Raw genomic sequence first — 15,106 nt, 5'->3', positions numbered from 1 at the left:
TCCGCCCTGTGATCGCGTGGGACGATGGCCCGGTGACCGATGAGACCACCACCCCCGGCACGGGCACCCTGCGGAGCGGCACCACCCCGACCGTCATCCACGAGGGCCTGCCCACCCAGCTCCCCGACATCGACCCGGACGAGACCCTGGACTGGATCCAGTCCTTCGACGCGCTCGTCGACGAGCGCGGCCGCGAGCGCGCCCGCTACGTGATGCTGCGCCTGCTCGAGCGGGCTCGGGAGTCCAACGTCGGCGTCCCCGCGCTGCGCAGCACCGACTACATCAACACCATCCCGCCGGAGCGCGAGCCGTGGTTCCCCGGTGACTACGAGGCCGAGCAGCGGATCCGCGCGTTCCTGCGCTGGAACGCCGCCGTGATGGTCTCCAGCGCCAACCGCAAGGGGCTCGAGGTCGGCGGCCACATCGCGACGTACCAGTCGTCGGCCAGCCTCTACGAGGTCGGCTTCAACCACTTCTTCCGCGGCAAGGACCACCCCGGCGGCGGCGACCAGATCTACATCCAGGGCCACGCCTCCCCCGGCATCTACGCCCGGGCGTTCCTCGAGGGCCGGCTCACCGAGGAGCAGCTCTACCGGTTCCGCCAGGAGGTGCAGCACGGTCCGCACGCCGGACTGTCGTCCTACCCCCACCCGCGGCTGATGCCTGAGTTCTGGGAGTTCCCCACGGTCTCGATGGGCCTGACCGCGATCAACTCGATCTACCAGGCGCGGTTCAACCGCTACCTGCAGAACCGCGGCATCAAGGACACCGCCGAGCAGCGCGTGTGGGCCTTCCTCGGTGACGGCGAGATGGGCGAGCCGGAGTCGCTCGGGGCGATCCGGGTCGCCGCCCGCGAGGAGCTCGACAACCTGGTGTGGGTCGTCAACTGCAACCTGCAGCAGCTCGACGGGCCGGTCACGGGCAACGGCAAGATCATCCAGGAGCTGGAGGCCAACTTCCGCGGCGCCGGCTGGAACGTCATCAAGGTGATCTGGGGCCAGGGCTGGGACCAGCTCCTCGCACGCGACGTCGACGGCGTGCTCGTCAACAAGATGAACACCACCCCCGACGGCGCGTTCCAGACCTACTCGGTCGAGGACGGCGCCTACGTCCGGGAGAACTTCTTCGGCCCCGACCCGCGGCTGCGCGCCATGGTCGAGCACATGACCGACGCGCAGATCCAGAAGCTGCCGCGCGGTGGTCACGACTACCGCAAGGTGTACGCCGCCTTCGACGCCGCCACCAAGCACGTCGGCCAGCCGACGGTGATCCTGGCCAAGACCATCAAGGGCTGGACCATCGACGCCCTCGAGGGCAAGAACGCCACCCACCAGATGAAGAAGCTGACGCCGGACGACCTGAAGAAGTTCCGCGACCGGCTGCGGCTCCCGATCTCCGACCGCGACCTCGACCGCTCCTACGAGGAGACGGGCGCGGCGCCGTTCTTCCACCCGGGCGCCGACTCCCCGGAGATCGCCTACATGCTCGACCGTCGCAAGCAGCTCGGTGGCTCGCTGCCGCGCCGGGTCCTCCGCGCGAAGCCGCTCACCCTGCCCGGCGACGACATCTACGCCGAGCTCAAGCAGGGCTCGGGCAAGCACAAGGTGGCCACGACGATGGCGGTCGTCCGGCTGCTCAAGGACTGGATGAAGGACCCCGGCATCGGCCAGCGGATCGTCCCGATCGCGCCGGACGAGTACCGCACCTTCGGCATGGACTCGATGTTCCCGAGCGCCAAGGTCTACAACCCCGGCGGGCAGCAGTACGAGTCGGTCGACCGGAAGTTGTTGCTCTCCTACAAGGAGTCGGCCCAGGGCCAGATGCTCCACGAGGGCATCTCCGAGGCCGGCGCCCTGGCGTCGGCGACCGCGGCCGGGTCGGCGTACTCCACCCACGGCGAGCAGATGATCCCGTTCTACATCTTCTACTCGATGTTCGGGTTCCAGCGCACCGGTGACTCGATCTGGGCGATGGCCGACCAGCTGGCGCGCGGCTTCCTCGTCGGCGCCACCGCCGGCCGCACCACCCTGACCGGCGAGGGCCTCCAGCACGCCGACGGCCACTCCCCGCTGCTCGCGGCGACCAACCCGGCGGTCGTGCACTACGACCCGGCGTTCGCCTACGAGATCGGCCACATCATGCGGTCGGGCCTGGAGCGGATGTACGGCGACACGGGTTCGAACGGACAGGGCGAGGACGTGATCTTCTACCTCACCGTCTACAACGAGCCGGTCGCCCAGCCCGCCGAGCCCGAGGACGTCGACGTGCGCGGCATCCTCAAGGGGATGCACCGGGTCGCGACCGCCCCCGCGGACGGCGACGGCCCCCGGGTGCAGCTGCTCGCCTCCGGCGTCGGGTTCCCGTGGGTCGAGGACGCCCAGCGGATCCTCGCCGAGGAGTGGGGCGTGCGCGCCGACACCTGGTCGGTGACCTCCTGGAACGAGCTGGCCCGCGACGCCGTGGCGGCCGAGGAGTGGAACCTGCTGCACCCCGGCGAGAGCCCGCGGACGCCGTACGTCGCCGACCGTCTCGGCGGCGTCGAGGGCCCCGTCGTGGCCGTGTCGGACTACATGCGGGCGGTGCCGCTCCAGATCGCCCGGTGGGTGCCCGGCGACTACCGCGTGCTCGGCGCCGACGGCTTCGGCTTCGCCGACACCCGCCCTGCGGCCCGCCGCTACTTCCACATCGACGCGCAGTCGGTCGTCGTCCAGGCCCTCCAGGCCCTCGCCGACGCCGGGCAGATCGGTCGCGACAAGGTCGAGGAGGCGTTCGCCCGCTACCGCATCGACGACCCCACCGCGGTCGCCGGCGTCAAGCAGGAGGGCGGGGACGCCTAGTCCCGCCGGCGGTCTGGCGGCCAGCAGGGCGTCCAGCTCCCACCCGGGCAGCGCGACGACTCACAGTCCCACCAGTCCCACCAGCACCACCGGCACCAGCGGACGGGCACTGCCTGACGTTGTCGGGCGTTGCAACCCCTGACAACGTCAGGTTTCCCCGGCTGACCGGGGATTCATCCCCTCCCCGTCCCCGCACCAGCGGGAACGCGGCTACGCCGTGTCCGAGACCGCCTGCAGCGAGGCGGCGCCACCGCCGGAGCGGAGCAGGGCGCGGAACCGCGCCCGGGAGTACGACGACGCCTCGGTCGTGCGCACGAAGTCGTGGACGAGCCGGGCGAACCGCTGCGGGTGGTCCTTGTGCGGGAAGTGGCCGGCGTCGTCGAAGACCTCGACCCGCGCGTGCGGAGCCAGCTCCGCCGCCCGGGCGGCGTGGGCGACGGGGATGACCTGGTCGTCCTGCCCCCAGACGACCCACAGCGGCATCGCCTCGATGAGGTAGGCCCGGCCGGCCATGCTCAGGACCTGGCCGCGCCAGTCGACGACCGCCTTGACGACGTGCCGCACCGCGTGGCGGGCGTGCGCGTCACGGAAGGTGTCGAAGATCTCCGCGACCTCGTCGAGGTCGCGGGTGGCCGGCAGGCCGGTGCCGGACAGGGCCCGCAGCCCGAGCTTGCCGGCGTGCCGGATGCCCGGCAGCGTCAGCACGGTCATCACCGGGTGGAAGCCGGGCAGGCTGATCATCCGGATCGCCGGCGTGACCTCGGGGCCGAGGCCGCCGGACGCCACGAGCATCAGCCGCTCGGTCCGCTCGGGGTACTGGTAGGCGAACTGCATCGCCACGCCGCCACCGAAGCTGTGCCCGACCACCGAGACCTTGTCGATCCCGAGCACGGTGAGCAGGTCCCGCATGCCGTTGGCGAAGCCGCCGAGGGTGTAGTCGGCGCGCGGCTTGTCCGACCGCCCGTGACCCAGCAGGTCGGGAGCGATGACCGTGTAGCGCCGGGAGAGCGGCTCGATCACGCTCTCCCACGTCGTGTGGTCGCAGCCGAGGCCGTGCAGGAGCAGCAGCGCCGGCCCGGACCCGACCTTGACGAAGGCGCGCCGGTGCCCGTTGATCGTCAGGTACTGGACGTCGGCAGGGCCGGACATGGTGCCTCCCAGGTCGCACAGCCACCCCGGGCTGTTGAACTCGATTCAACCAGACGTACCCGCCCCCCGGGGCCCGGAATCTCCCGGTTTCACCGGGGTTCCGGGCAGATCCACGGGTGCCCTAGCGTGTGCGGGTGACTCCACGCAAGGGCACGACGGCCCCTCACCGGGCCGCCGACGCCCTCCAGCGGGCCAGCGGTGCGCTGAGCACGGCCGCGATGGCCCGGATGGAGTCGGACATGCCCTGGTTCCGCGAGCTGAGCGCCGAGGACCGCTCGTGGGTGGGCGTCATCGTCCAGGCCGGCATCCGCGGGTTCGTCGACTGGTACCGGCTGGCGGGCCGGGACCAGCCGGCCCCTGGGGGCACCGAGATGGTCGCGGCGGTGTTCGGCGTGGCTCCGCGGGCGCTCGCCGGGGTCATCAACCTCCAGCAGACCGTCGACCTGGTGCGACTGTCGATCGAGGTGGTCGAGAGCAACGTCGAGGAGCTGCTGGAGCCGGCCGACGCCGCCGACGTCCGGGCCGCGGTGCTGCGCTACGCCCGCGAGGTCGCCTTCGCCACCGCCGAGGTGTATGCCCGGGCCGCCGAGCAGCGTGGCGCCTGGGACGCGCGCCTCGAGGCGCTGGTCGTCGACGCGGTGCTCCGCTCGGAGCCGGACGAGACGCTGCTGTCCCGGGCGAGCGCCCTGGGGTGGGCCGGACGCGGCGACGTCGCGGTGGTGCTCGGCGCGATCGCCGCCGACCGCAGCGACACCGACACCTTCGACGAGGTACGCCGGTCCGCCCGCGCCGCCGGCATGGACGCGCTGTGCGCGGTGCAGGGCGACCGGCTCGTCGTGGTGCTGGGCGGCGTCGACGACCCGCGGGCGGCCGGCGAGGCGGTCGCCGACCACTTCGGCGACGGCCCGGTGGTCGTCGGCCCGGTCGCGTCCGACCTCGGCCAGGCCCACGTGTCGGCCCGGGCGGCGCTCTCCGCGCTGCGCGCGGCACCCGGCTGGCCGGCCGCACCCCGTCCGGTACGCAGCTCGGACCTGCTCGCCGAGCGCGCCCTGGCCGGCGACGGCCACGCCCGCCGGCACCTCGTCGAGGAGGTCTACCTGCCGTTGCTGCACGCGCGCGGCACCCTGATCGAGACGCTGACGGCGTACTTCGAGCGCGGCTCGTCCCTCGAGGCGGCCGCCCGCGCGCTGTTCGTGCACCCCAACACGGTGCGCTACCGGCTGCGACAGGTCGCGGACCTGACCGCGCTCGCGCCGACCGACGCCCGCGACGCGTTCACCCTCGAGATCGCCCTGGTGCTGGGTCGCCAGTCCGCGCGGACGTTGTAGGAACCCTACAAAGTTCGTCCCGGCGTTTTCGTGTGCGCCCGAGGCGAGGTGGTGGCCGGCGTCCAGGCACAGTGGGTGTCGTGCTCGTCATCGTCGCCCCCGGACAAGGCGCCCAGACCCCCGGCTTCCTCGGACCGTGGCTGGAGGACCCCACCTTCGCTGCCCGCTTCGACTGGCTGGCGACGGTCGCCGGGCTGGACCTGGCGCACTACGGCACCGAGGCCGACGCCGAGACCATCCGGGACACCCGGATCGCCCAGCCCCTCCTCGTCGCCACCGGCCTGGTGGCCGCGCTCGAGCTGTTCCCGCACCCGGCCGACGCGTTCTCCCAGATCGGCGCGGTCGCGGGCCACAGCGTCGGCGAGATCGCCGCTGCCGCCGGCGCACGGGTGATCACCGCCGAGCAGGCGATGGTGCTGGTCCGCGAGCGCGGCCGCGCCATGGCCGACGCCGCGGCGGTCACCCCGACCGGGATGACGGCGGTCCTCGGGGGCGACCGCGCCGAGGTGCTCGGCGCCCTCGACCGGCACGGGCTCACCCCGGCCAACGACAACGGCCCGGGCCAGATCGTCGCCGCCGGCACCACCGAGCAGCTGGCCGCCCTGGCCGCCGACCCGCCGACGAAGGCGCGGCTGATGCCGCTGAGCGTGGCGGGTGCCTTCCACACCCACCACATGGAGCCGGCCGTCGGCCACCTGGCCGCGCTGGCCCGCTCCGTGTCGACCCACGACCCGCGCACCCGGGTGATCTCCAACCGCGACGGCCAGGTCGTCCACGACGGCCGCGACGTGCTCGCCCGGCTGGTCGGCCAGATCGCCAGCCCGGTGCGCTGGGACCTGTGCCTGGAGACGATGGAGGACCTCGGGGTCACCGGCATCCTCGAGATGCCCCCCGCGGGCACGCTGACCGGCATCGCCAGGCGAGCACTCAAGGGCGTGGAGACCTTCGCGCTCAAGACCCCCGACCAGCTCGACGACGCCCGGGCCTTCTGCGCGAAGCATGGCGAGTCGTCCGAGATGGAGACCGCCCCCACCTGGCGGATGGTCGTCTCGCCGGGCAAGGGCACCTTCCACGTCGCCGGTGCTGCTCGAGACGGCGACCTCCTGGCTCCGGGCACGGTGATCGGCGAGGTCGCCAGCTCGCGCGACCGCACCGGGGTCACCGCACCGCACGGTGGCCAGGTCGTGGAATGGCTGGTCGAGGACGGCGACCTGGTCTCCCCGGGCCAGCCGCTGCTGCGGCTCCACCCGCAGGGCGCCGCCTCGTGACCGAGCACGCCGCGATCCTCGGCATCGGGGCCTACCGGCCGTCACGGGTGATCCCCAACGCCGAGGTCGTCGACGCCATCGACTCCAGCGACGAGTGGATCCAGCAGCGGTCCGGCATCCGCCAGCGTCGCTGGGCGACGCCCGAGGAGACGGTGCAGGTCATGTCGGTGGCCGCGGCGCGCCAGGCGCTGGAGCGGTCCGGCATCGACGCCCGCCAGGTCGACTGCGTCATCGTCGCGACCGTCACCCACCTGATCCAGACCCCGGCGATCGCCACCGCGATCGCCCACGAGCTCGGCACCGACCAGGCCGCGGCGTTCGACATCTCCGCGGCCTGCGCCGGCTTCTGCCACGGGATCGCACTGGCCTCCGACCTGGTCCGTGGTGGCACCGCCGGCCACGTGCTGGTCATCGGCGTCGAGCGGCTCTCCGACATCACCGACACCGGCGACCGGGGCACGGCGTTCATCTTCGCCGACGGCGCCGGCGCCGCGGTCGTGGGGCCCAGTGCCACCCCGGGGATCGGACCGGTGGTCTGGGGCTCCGACGGCGAGCAGTTCGACCTGATCCGGCAGCGCGAGGACTGGCGCGACGTCGTCGCCTCCGACAACCCGGTCATGCCCCACCTGGTCATGCAGGGCAACGCGGTGTTCCGCTGGGCGTCGTACGCGATGGCCAAGATCGGCCAGCAGGCCCTCGACCGTGCCGGGGTGACGCTCGACGACCTCGACGTCTTCGTGCCCCACCAGGCGAACATGCGCATCACCGATGCGATGGCCCGCGCGATGAAGCTCCCCGAGCGGGTCCGCATCGCCCGCGACATCGCCGACCAGGGCAACACGTCGGCGGCGTCCATCCCCCTCGCCCTCGACCGGATGATCGCGGAGGGTGACGCCCGCAGCGGCGACACCGCCCTCCTGATCGCCTTCGGTGCCGGCCTCGCGTACGCCGCGCAGGTCGTCACCGTCCCGTAGACCGCACTACCGCAGTTCGCACCATCCCGCACCACCACCGAAGTTCCACTGGAAGCAACCGAAAGGGAAGAAGCTCGATGGCAACCACCGAGGAGATCCGCTCCGACCTCGCCGAGATCGTCAACGAGGTCGCCGGCATCGACGCCGACGACGTCCAGCTCGACAAGTCCTTCGTCGACGACCTGGACGTGGACTCGCTGTCCATGGTCGAGGTCGTCGTCGCCGCCGAGGAGAAGTTCGGCGTCTCGATCCCCGACGACGAGGTGAAGAACCTCAAGACCGTGGGCGACGCCGTCGCCTTCATCGAGCGGGCCCAGGCCTGATCGTTCCTCGACTGTCCAACCTGTCGAGACACTAGGAGCAGCATGTCGAAGCGAGTCGTCGTCACCGGTCTCGGGACCACCTCCCCCGTCGGGGGCGACGTGGCGACCACCTGGGACGCCCTGGTCGCCGGACGCTCGGGCGTCCGGTACCTCACCGACGAGTGGGCCGCCGAGATGCCGGTGCGCATCGCCGGCCGGATCGCGGTCGAGCCCTCGGAGGTCCTCGAGCGGGTCAAGGCCCGCCGGCTGGACCGGTCCTCCCAGTTCGCCATGGTCGCCGCCATGGAGGCCTGGAAGGACGCCGGCCTCGAGGGCGCGGAGGTCGACCACGACCGCCTCGGCGTCGCGATGGCGTCCGGGATCGGCGGCGTCACGACGCTGCTGGACAACTACGACACGCTCAAGGAGAAGGGACCGCGCCGGGTCTCCCCGCTCGCGGTCCCCATGCTGATGCCCAACGCGCCGGCGGCGCAGATCAGCCTCTACGTCGGGGCGCGCGCGGCGGTGAACACGCCGGTCTCGGCGTGCGCGTCCGGCAACGAGGCCATCTCCTTGGCCCTGGACCAGATCCGGCTGGGCCGGGCCGACGTGGTCGTCGCCGGCGGCACCGAGGCGGCGATCCACCCGCTCCCGATGGCGGCCTTCGCGAACATGATGGCGTTGTCGAAGACCGCGAGCGGTCCCGACGGGGGCGACCCGACCGCGGTGTCGCGGCCATGGGACCTCGCCCGCGACGGGTTCGTGCTCGGCGAGGGCGCCGGCGTGCTGGTGCTCGAGTCGGAGGAGCACGCGCTCGCGCGGGGGGCGCGCATCTACGCCACCGTCCTCGGCGCCGGCATCACGGCCGACTCCCACGACATCGCCCAGCCCGACCCCGAGGGCCGCGGCGGCTCCCGCGCCATCCTCCGCGCCCTCGCCGAGGCCGAGATCGGCCCGGCCGACATCGCCCACGTCAACGCCCACGCGACGTCCACACCGCAGGGCGACATCGCCGAGGGCCTGATGCTGCACGCGACGCTCGGCGCACACGCGACCGAGGTCGTCGTCACCAGCACCAAGTCGATGACCGGGCACCTGCTCGGTGGGGCCGGCGCGCTGGAGGCGGTCGCCACCGTGATGGCGCTGCACACCCGCACCGCGCCGCCGACGATCAACCTCGACGACCAGGACCCGCAGGTCGAGCTCGACATCGCCACCAAGGCCCGCGACCTGCCGGTCGGCGACATCGCGGCGCTCAACAACTCCTTCGGCTTCGGTGGCGCCAACGTCGCCGTCGCGTTCGGGTCGGTGTGAGGTGACGGCCACCGCCCAGAGCAGGTCCCAGAAGCCCGCGAAGCTCCCCCGCGAGCAGGATCCCCGCAACCCCGTCCACCGGCTCACCGCGCTGTTCGACGAGGGCACGCTGGAGCTGATCACGCCCGACGACGACTCCGGCATGCTCGCCGCGGTCGGCCAGGTCCGAGGGACCCGGGTCGTCGCGTTCTGCTCCGACGCCACCGTGATGGGCGGCGCGATGGGCGACCTGGGCTGCCGGGTCGTCGTGGACGCCTACCACCGGGCGATGACCGACGGCGTGCCGATCATCGGGCTCTGGCACTCCGGCGGCGCGCGCCTGGCCGAGGGCGTGCTCTCCCTGCACGCGGTCGGCCGGATCTTCCAGGCGATGACGCAGGCGTCGGGCAAGATCCCGCAGATCTCGGTCGTGCTGGGTCCGGCCGCCGGCGGGGCGGCGTACGGCCCGGCGCTCACCGACGTCGTGATCCTGGGCCCCGAGGGGCGGATCTTCGTCACCGGCCCGGACGTGGTCCGGTCGGTGACCGGCGAGGACGTCGACATGCTCCGCCTCGGCGGCCCCGAGCCGCACGGCCGGCGGTCCGGCGTGGTCCACATCCTCGCCGAGTCCGAGCGCGAGGCGCTCGACCGGGCCCGCGGCGTCGCCGACCTGCTCGGCGCCCAGGGCTCCATCCGGGTCGGTGAGGTCGAGGACCGCGACCTCGCGGGCCTGCTGCCGGAGTCGAAGAAGCGCGCCTACGACGTGCACCCGCTGGTCGAGTCGGTCCTCGACGAGGGCTCGGCCCAGGAGCTGCACGCGCGCTGGGCCCCCAACATCGTCACCGCCCTGGGCCGCCTCGGCGGCCGCACCGTCGGTGTCGTCGCCAACAACCCGCTGCGCCTGGGCGGCTGCCTGGACTCGCTCTCGGCGGAGAAGGCGTCCCGCTTCGTGCGGATGTGCGACGCGTTCGGGGTCCCCCTGGTCGTCCTCGTCGACGTCCCCGGCTACCTGCCCGGAGTCGGGCAGGAGTGGGACGGGGTCGTGCGGCGCGGAGCCAAGCTCCTGCACGCCTTCGGGGAGTGTGTGGTGCCGCGGGTCACGCTGGTGACCCGCAAGACGTACGGCGGCGCCTACATCGCCATGAACGCCCGGTCGCTCGGCGCCACCAAGGTCTTCGCCTGGCCCGGCGCGGAGGTCGCGGTGATGGGGGCGGTCGCCGCGATCCGCATCCTGCATCGCCGCCGCCTCGCCGAGGTCGCCCCCGACATCCGCCCGCAGGTGGAGGCCGAGCTCGCGGCCGAGCACGAGCGCATCGCCGGCGGCGTCGACCGGGCCGTCGAGATCGGCGTCGTGGACGAGGTCGTCGAGCCGACCGCCACCCGCACCGCGATCGCCCGGGCCATCGAGGACGCGGTCCAGTCCGTCGGCGTCCGACGCGGGCAGCACGGCAACATCCCGCTGTAGCCGGCTCGGCACCACCCCGTAACGGCGACGGGCGGTCGCGCGTTGGACCGGGCATGACGCCCGTCACACGATCGGCTGCGGTGCTCGCCGGGGCGAGCCTGGTCACCGGCCTCCTCACCACGGCACCGGCGTCCGCCGAGCGCCGGTCCGACCCGGTCTCGGGGCTGGTCGGGCAGGTGCTCGGACCCCCGTCGTCCGGTCCGGACGGCGGCCAGCGGCGGTCGGGTGCCGCCCTGGGCTCGACGGCGGCGGCCGACGGGGTGCTGCGGCAGGGGTGCCACAACCACTACTACCGCTACGTCGTGCGGGTGGCCACCGACGACTGGACCCTCGAGACGTTCCTCGACGACCGCACCGGCGACACGATCGCCTCGGGGACCTACATCGCCGACTCCGACGCCAGGCGTGCCCGCAAGGTCTTCCGCTTCTGCCGGTGGTCCACCCGTCCCGGCCGCTTCACGATCCGTGCGAAGCTGACCTGGTACACCGACAGCGGGGAGCACCGCGGCTGGTTCGAGCCGTCGCACTTCCGGCTCCGCCGCCCCTGAGCAGGCGCCGGCCGCGCCTCAGACCACCTGGTGGAGCCAGCGGACCGGGGCACCCTCGCCGGCGTGGCGGAACGTCTCGAGCTCGTCGTCCCAGGGCTTGCCGAGCAGCTTGTCGATCTCCACGAGCAGCGTGGTGTCCCCCAACGCGGCCTTGACCACGGCGGCCTTGAGCCGGTCCTCGGGGATCATCAGGTCCCCGTGCAGCCCGGTGACGGCGTGGAAGACGCCGAGCTCGGGGGTGTAGGAGTACCGGGAGCCCTCGGAGGAGGCGGTGGGCTCCTCGGTGATCTCGAAGCGCAGGTGGTTCCACCCGCGCAGCGCGGAGGCGATCGCCGCGGCGGCACCGGCCTCGCCGGTCCAGGAGAGCTCGGCGCGGTAGGCACCCGGCTGCGCCGGCTGGGGGGTCCAGTCCAGGCTCACGGGCGCGCCGAGGACGCCGCTGACGGCCCACTCGATGTGCGGGCACAGCGCGGACGGCGCTGAGTGGACGTACAGGACGCCCCTCGTCGCGGTGCGGGTAGCGGTGCGTGCGGTCACCGTGGCCTCCTTCATCTCCGGCGCGAGCTGCGCCTTCCCCAGCGGGCTCGACCAGTGGAGACGAGGTCGGACAAGTGACAGCGATGTAGTTGTGGACACCATTGTGACGCATGGGGCGCCTGAACACCAAGCACCTTCACGACGGGGGTCAGACCGGCGTCCCGGACCCGGCGGTCGGATCGCTGCCGGTCAGGGGCGGACGGCCCCGGCGCGCCGCGGCCCGAGGTCCATGAGCGTCTCGATGACGTCCTGCGCGATCGCCAGGCCGCCGAGGTGGCTCTCCCCGTCGATCACCGTCATCGTGGCGTCCGGCAGCCGGTCGACGACGTGCTGACCATGGCGGAACGGCACGATGTGGTCCGCGTCGCCGTGCCACCACCGCACCGGCACCCGGACGTCGGCGAGCTCGAAGCCCCAGGGCTGGGTGAAGAGCACCAGGTCGTTGAGGGGCGCGGACGTCTGGAACCGGCTGCCGTTGAGCAGGTCGTCGAGGAACATCGCCTTGAACTCCGGGCGGGAGAGCAGGTTCTTGTCACCGGGCGGCTGGACCGCGGCATACAGGTCGAGCGCGGGGCCGGCGAGCGGCCGGACCAGCCGGATGCCCTGGGTGAGCAGCACCCCGAGCGGCACCCGGGCGGTCCGCAGCACGGGGGCGAGCGCGACCGCGAGCTGCATCGCCCCGCCCTCCACGGCGTCCGGTCCGCAGGTGGGCGCGACACCGCCGAGCACCCCGACGCCGTGCACCCGGTCCGGCAGGGCCGCGCCGGCGGCGAGCACGTACGGGCCGCCGCCCGAGAGCCCGATCAGGCGCACCGTGTCGATCGCCAGGGTGTCGAGGAGCAGCTCGAGGTCATGGGTCCAGTCCCGCAGCTCCGGGTAGAGGTGGGGGGTCGAGGAGCCGATGCCGGGCCGGTCCAGTCCGATGATCCGGACGCCCCGCTGGTCGGCGTACTCGCGCACCTCCAGCGGGATCTGCCGGCGGGCACCCGGGGTGCCGTGCATCCACACGATCGCCGGACCCCGGCGCGGTCCGTACTCGGCGAAGCTCAGCCGCCGGTCGTCGCGGACCGCGACCGTGCCCTCGAGGGCCGGCCGGCGGACATTGCTCATACCGAGAGTATGCCACCTCAGCGGCCGCGCACGGCCGCCGGATCCACGACGTTGGCGATCTCCCGCACGGCACCGAGCAGCTGGCCGTCGCCGACCACCCGGGGACCGTCGACCACGTCGAGCACCACGCACGTGACGTTGTCGCGGCCGCCCGCCCCGAGCGCCGCGTCGACCAGGGCCGACGCCGCCTCCTCGGGCTCGCCACCGCCGAGCAGGCCGGCGATCGCCTCGTCGGGCACCAGGTCGGTCAGCCCGTCGCTGCACAGCAGCAGCCGGTCGCCCGGCACGACGTCCAGCGGCACCAGGTCGACGGCCGGGTGCACCGGATCCCCGTCCACCGACCGCAGCACGACGTTGCGCCAGGGGTGGACGGCGGCCGAGACGGCGTCGATCTCGCCGTGGTCGACCAGCCGCTGCACGTAGGTGTGGTCCCGCGAGACCTGCGTGGCCCGGCCGTCTCGCAGCAGGTACGCGCGAGAGTCCCCGACGTGCCCGAGCACGACCCGGTCGCCGTCGCACACCACGGCGGTCAGCGTCGTCGCCATCCCCAACCGGCGCAGGTCGGTCTGCACCCCGCGCTGCACGCTGGCCTGCGCGGCCTCGGCGCCAGCGGTGAGCACCACCTCGGGCACGTCGCCGAACCGCGCGAGCGCCGTGGCCGCCATCGCGTAGGTGGCCGTCGCCGACGCGACCTCACCGGCCGCGGCCCCTCCGACACCGTCGGCCACCACCGCGACGTACGGCCCGACGAACGCGGAGTCCTCGTTCTCGGGGCGCACCCGGCCCACGTCACTGATCCCCGCACCCGAGAAGCGCAGCACCCGTCGTCCTCCGATCGCCTGCCGCCCCATTCTGGCAGGGGCGGCGCCGGGCTAAGTCGATGCTCAGCCGATCTTGCGCTCGAGCGCGTCCGCCCGCTCGTCGGCGTCGGTCAGCTGCTCGCTGTCGATGGCGTGCGTGCGGTGGAACCAGGCCAGCGCGTCCTGCTCCCGACCGGCCGCCTCGAGGGTGTCGGCGTACGCGTAGCGCAACCGGACCACCCAGGGCGCACGGCTCTTCGAGGTGAGGGGCGCCAGCTCCAGGGTCCGCAGCGCGGCGTCGAGCTGGCCGAGGTCCCGGCGCGCGCCGGCCTCGACGATGGTCATCTCCGCCTTGGCCTCCGGCGCGAAGTTCACGACCGACGGGCTCTTGGCGAGCTTCAGCGCCTCCTGGGGCTTCCCGAGCGCCCGCTGGCAGTCGGCCATGATGGGCAGGTACGCCGTCGCGCCGTTCATCCGCTTGGCCGCCCGCAGCTCGGCCAGCGCCTCGGCGTAGTGACCGGCCGCGTAGGCGGCCTCCCCCGTCGCCTCGCGCACCACGGCGAGTCGAGGCGCCCGGGCCCGGGCCGCGAGCGCGTGCTGGTAGGCCGTCTCCGGGTCCTCGTCGATGAGCATCCCCGCTGCCGCGAGGTGCCGGGCCACGCGCGCGGCGAGCTTCTCCGGCAGCCCCTTGAGCTGGGCGGCGACGGCGCGGTCGAGCTCGCGACCGGTGATGTCCTCGGGCAGGTCGGGGCCGTCGTAGACGGCCCGCTCCGCCGTGCGGGCGGCCTGCTTGTCCGCGGGCCGGCGCCAGTCGCTCTGCCGCGCCGGCCGCTTGCCGGCCGGCTTGCCACCGCGCTCGGCCGGCTTGCCCCCTCGTGCTGCCGGCTTGCCACCGCGCTCGGCCGGCTTGCCCCCTCGTGGTGCGGGCTTGCCGCCCCGCGGGGCCGGCTTGCCGGACCGGGCCGGTGACGAGCCCTTGCTCGCCGGACGTTGGGGGCGACGTTGCTCGGCCACGACGGTTGCTCCTCGGTCAGCTGGTGCCAGAAAGGTGGGAGTGGAAATGCAACGAGGGGCCACCTGTCCAGGTGGCCCCTCGTGAGTGTATGTCCGGCGGCGTCCTACTCTCCCACGACCTCGCGGTCGCAGTACCATCGGCGCTGAGAGGCTTAACTTCCGGGTTCGGGATGGGACCGGGTGTTTCCCTCTCGCCATGGCCGCCGTAACTCTTGCGGAGTGCGTCGCTCGACACCGGCGGTTCGCCGGCGCGAGGCGCACGTCCAAGCCACTGTTGTGTTGTGGTGGATCTGTCGTGCTGGATTCGTGGACGCGAGCAACTCGAAGACGGTGTTGTCTTGGTTGAGGGTTTGTGGGACAAGCCCTCGGCCTATTAGTACCGGTCGGCTGGGCATTGCTGCTGTACACCTCCGGCCTATCAACCCAGTGTTCTGCTGGGGGCCTTACCCCCTCGAGGGGGTGGGAAACCTCATCTTGAAAC

General features: G+C 73.0%; 13 protein-coding genes and 2 rRNA genes. 8 read left to right on the top strand and 7 right to left on the bottom strand.

From position 1 onward, the window contains the following. Positions 1–68 precede the first annotated feature (68 nt). The gene (aceE, locus tag ACILRH_RS16090; protein WP_395695233.1) at positions 69–2,837 is read left to right on the top strand and encodes a pyruvate dehydrogenase (acetyl-transferring), homodimeric type; all 2,769 of its coding nucleotides are present in this window, start codon (positions 69–71) and stop codon (positions 2,835–2,837) included. A 210-nt stretch (positions 2,838–3,047) separates the two neighbouring features. Here the strand turns inward: aceE and ACILRH_RS16085 are convergent, their stop codons facing one another. Next, the gene (locus ACILRH_RS16085; protein WP_395694947.1) at positions 3,048–3,986 is read right to left on the bottom strand and encodes an alpha/beta fold hydrolase; all 939 of its coding nucleotides are present in this window, start codon (positions 3,984–3,986) and stop codon (positions 3,048–3,050) included. 134 nt (positions 3,987–4,120) lie between these two features. On the opposite strand from ACILRH_RS16085, the gene ACILRH_RS16080 reads away from it, so the two are divergent. From ACILRH_RS16080 to ACILRH_RS16050, 7 genes are all read left to right on the top strand, one after another. Next, positions 4,121–5,314, top strand: a complete 1,194-nt coding sequence (locus tag ACILRH_RS16080; protein ID WP_395694945.1) for a PucR family transcriptional regulator — start codon at positions 4,121–4,123, stop codon at positions 5,312–5,314. 80 nt (positions 5,315–5,394) lie between these two features. Then, on the top strand, positions 5,395–6,582 hold the full coding sequence (locus tag ACILRH_RS16075) for an acyltransferase domain-containing protein (protein ID WP_395694943.1): 1,188 nt from the start codon (positions 5,395–5,397) through the stop codon (positions 6,580–6,582). After that, positions 6,579–7,556, top strand: a complete 978-nt coding sequence (locus ACILRH_RS16070; protein ID WP_395694941.1) for a beta-ketoacyl-ACP synthase III — start codon at positions 6,579–6,581, stop codon at positions 7,554–7,556. Before ACILRH_RS16075 ends, ACILRH_RS16070 begins: the two co-directional genes overlap by 4 nt. Before the next feature lie 77 nt (positions 7,557–7,633). Continuing rightward, a complete protein-coding gene (locus tag ACILRH_RS16065; RefSeq protein ID WP_134742449.1) occupies positions 7,634–7,879 on the top strand; it encodes an acyl carrier protein in 246 nt (81 codons plus the stop codon). Positions 7,880–7,921: 42 nt separating this feature from the next. Further along, complete coding sequence (locus tag ACILRH_RS16060) at positions 7,922–9,172, top strand: beta-ketoacyl-[acyl-carrier-protein] synthase family protein (protein WP_395694939.1); 1,251 nt, start codon at positions 7,922–7,924, stop codon at positions 9,170–9,172. A gap of 1 nt (position 9,173) precedes the next feature. Continuing rightward, the gene (locus ACILRH_RS16055; RefSeq protein ID WP_395694937.1) at positions 9,174–10,616 is read left to right on the top strand and encodes an acyl-CoA carboxylase subunit beta; all 1,443 of its coding nucleotides are present in this window, start codon (positions 9,174–9,176) and stop codon (positions 10,614–10,616) included. A 53-nt stretch (positions 10,617–10,669) separates the two neighbouring features. Continuing rightward, complete coding sequence (locus ACILRH_RS16050) at positions 10,670–11,164, top strand: hypothetical protein (RefSeq protein WP_395694935.1); 495 nt, start codon at positions 10,670–10,672, stop codon at positions 11,162–11,164. 18 nt (positions 11,165–11,182) lie between these two features. Here the strand turns inward: ACILRH_RS16050 and ACILRH_RS16045 are convergent, their stop codons facing one another. From ACILRH_RS16045 to ACILRH_RS16020, 6 genes are all read right to left on the bottom strand, one after another. After that, complete coding sequence (locus ACILRH_RS16045; RefSeq protein ID WP_395694933.1) at positions 11,183–11,716, bottom strand: DUF3145 domain-containing protein; 534 nt, start codon at positions 11,714–11,716, stop codon at positions 11,183–11,185. 174 nt (positions 11,717–11,890) lie between these two features. Next, positions 11,891–12,811: an alpha/beta fold hydrolase gene (locus ACILRH_RS16040; RefSeq protein WP_395694931.1), complete on the bottom strand. Its 921-nt coding sequence runs from the start codon at positions 12,809–12,811 to the stop codon at positions 11,891–11,893. A 17-nt stretch (positions 12,812–12,828) separates the two neighbouring features. Further along, on the bottom strand, positions 12,829–13,632 hold the full coding sequence (locus ACILRH_RS16035) for a PP2C family protein-serine/threonine phosphatase (RefSeq protein WP_395694929.1): 804 nt from the start codon (positions 13,630–13,632) through the stop codon (positions 12,829–12,831). 63 nt (positions 13,633–13,695) lie between these two features. After that, positions 13,696–14,625, bottom strand: coding sequence for a tetratricopeptide repeat protein (locus tag ACILRH_RS16030; protein ID WP_395694928.1), 930 nt, complete (start codon positions 14,623–14,625; stop codon positions 13,696–13,698). A 91-nt stretch (positions 14,626–14,716) separates the two neighbouring features. Next, a 5S ribosomal RNA gene (gene rrf, locus ACILRH_RS16025) occupies positions 14,717–14,833 on the bottom strand. 145 nt (positions 14,834–14,978) lie between these two features. Then, positions 14,979–15,106, bottom strand: a 23S ribosomal RNA gene (locus ACILRH_RS16020); the annotation flags it as partial.

The sequence above is a fragment of the Nocardioides sp. genome, from assembly GCF_044226765.1.
Classification (GTDB): Bacteria; Actinomycetota; Actinomycetes; order Propionibacteriales; family Nocardioidaceae; genus Nocardioides.
This window is presented reverse-complemented; position numbering and strand designations above follow the sequence as displayed.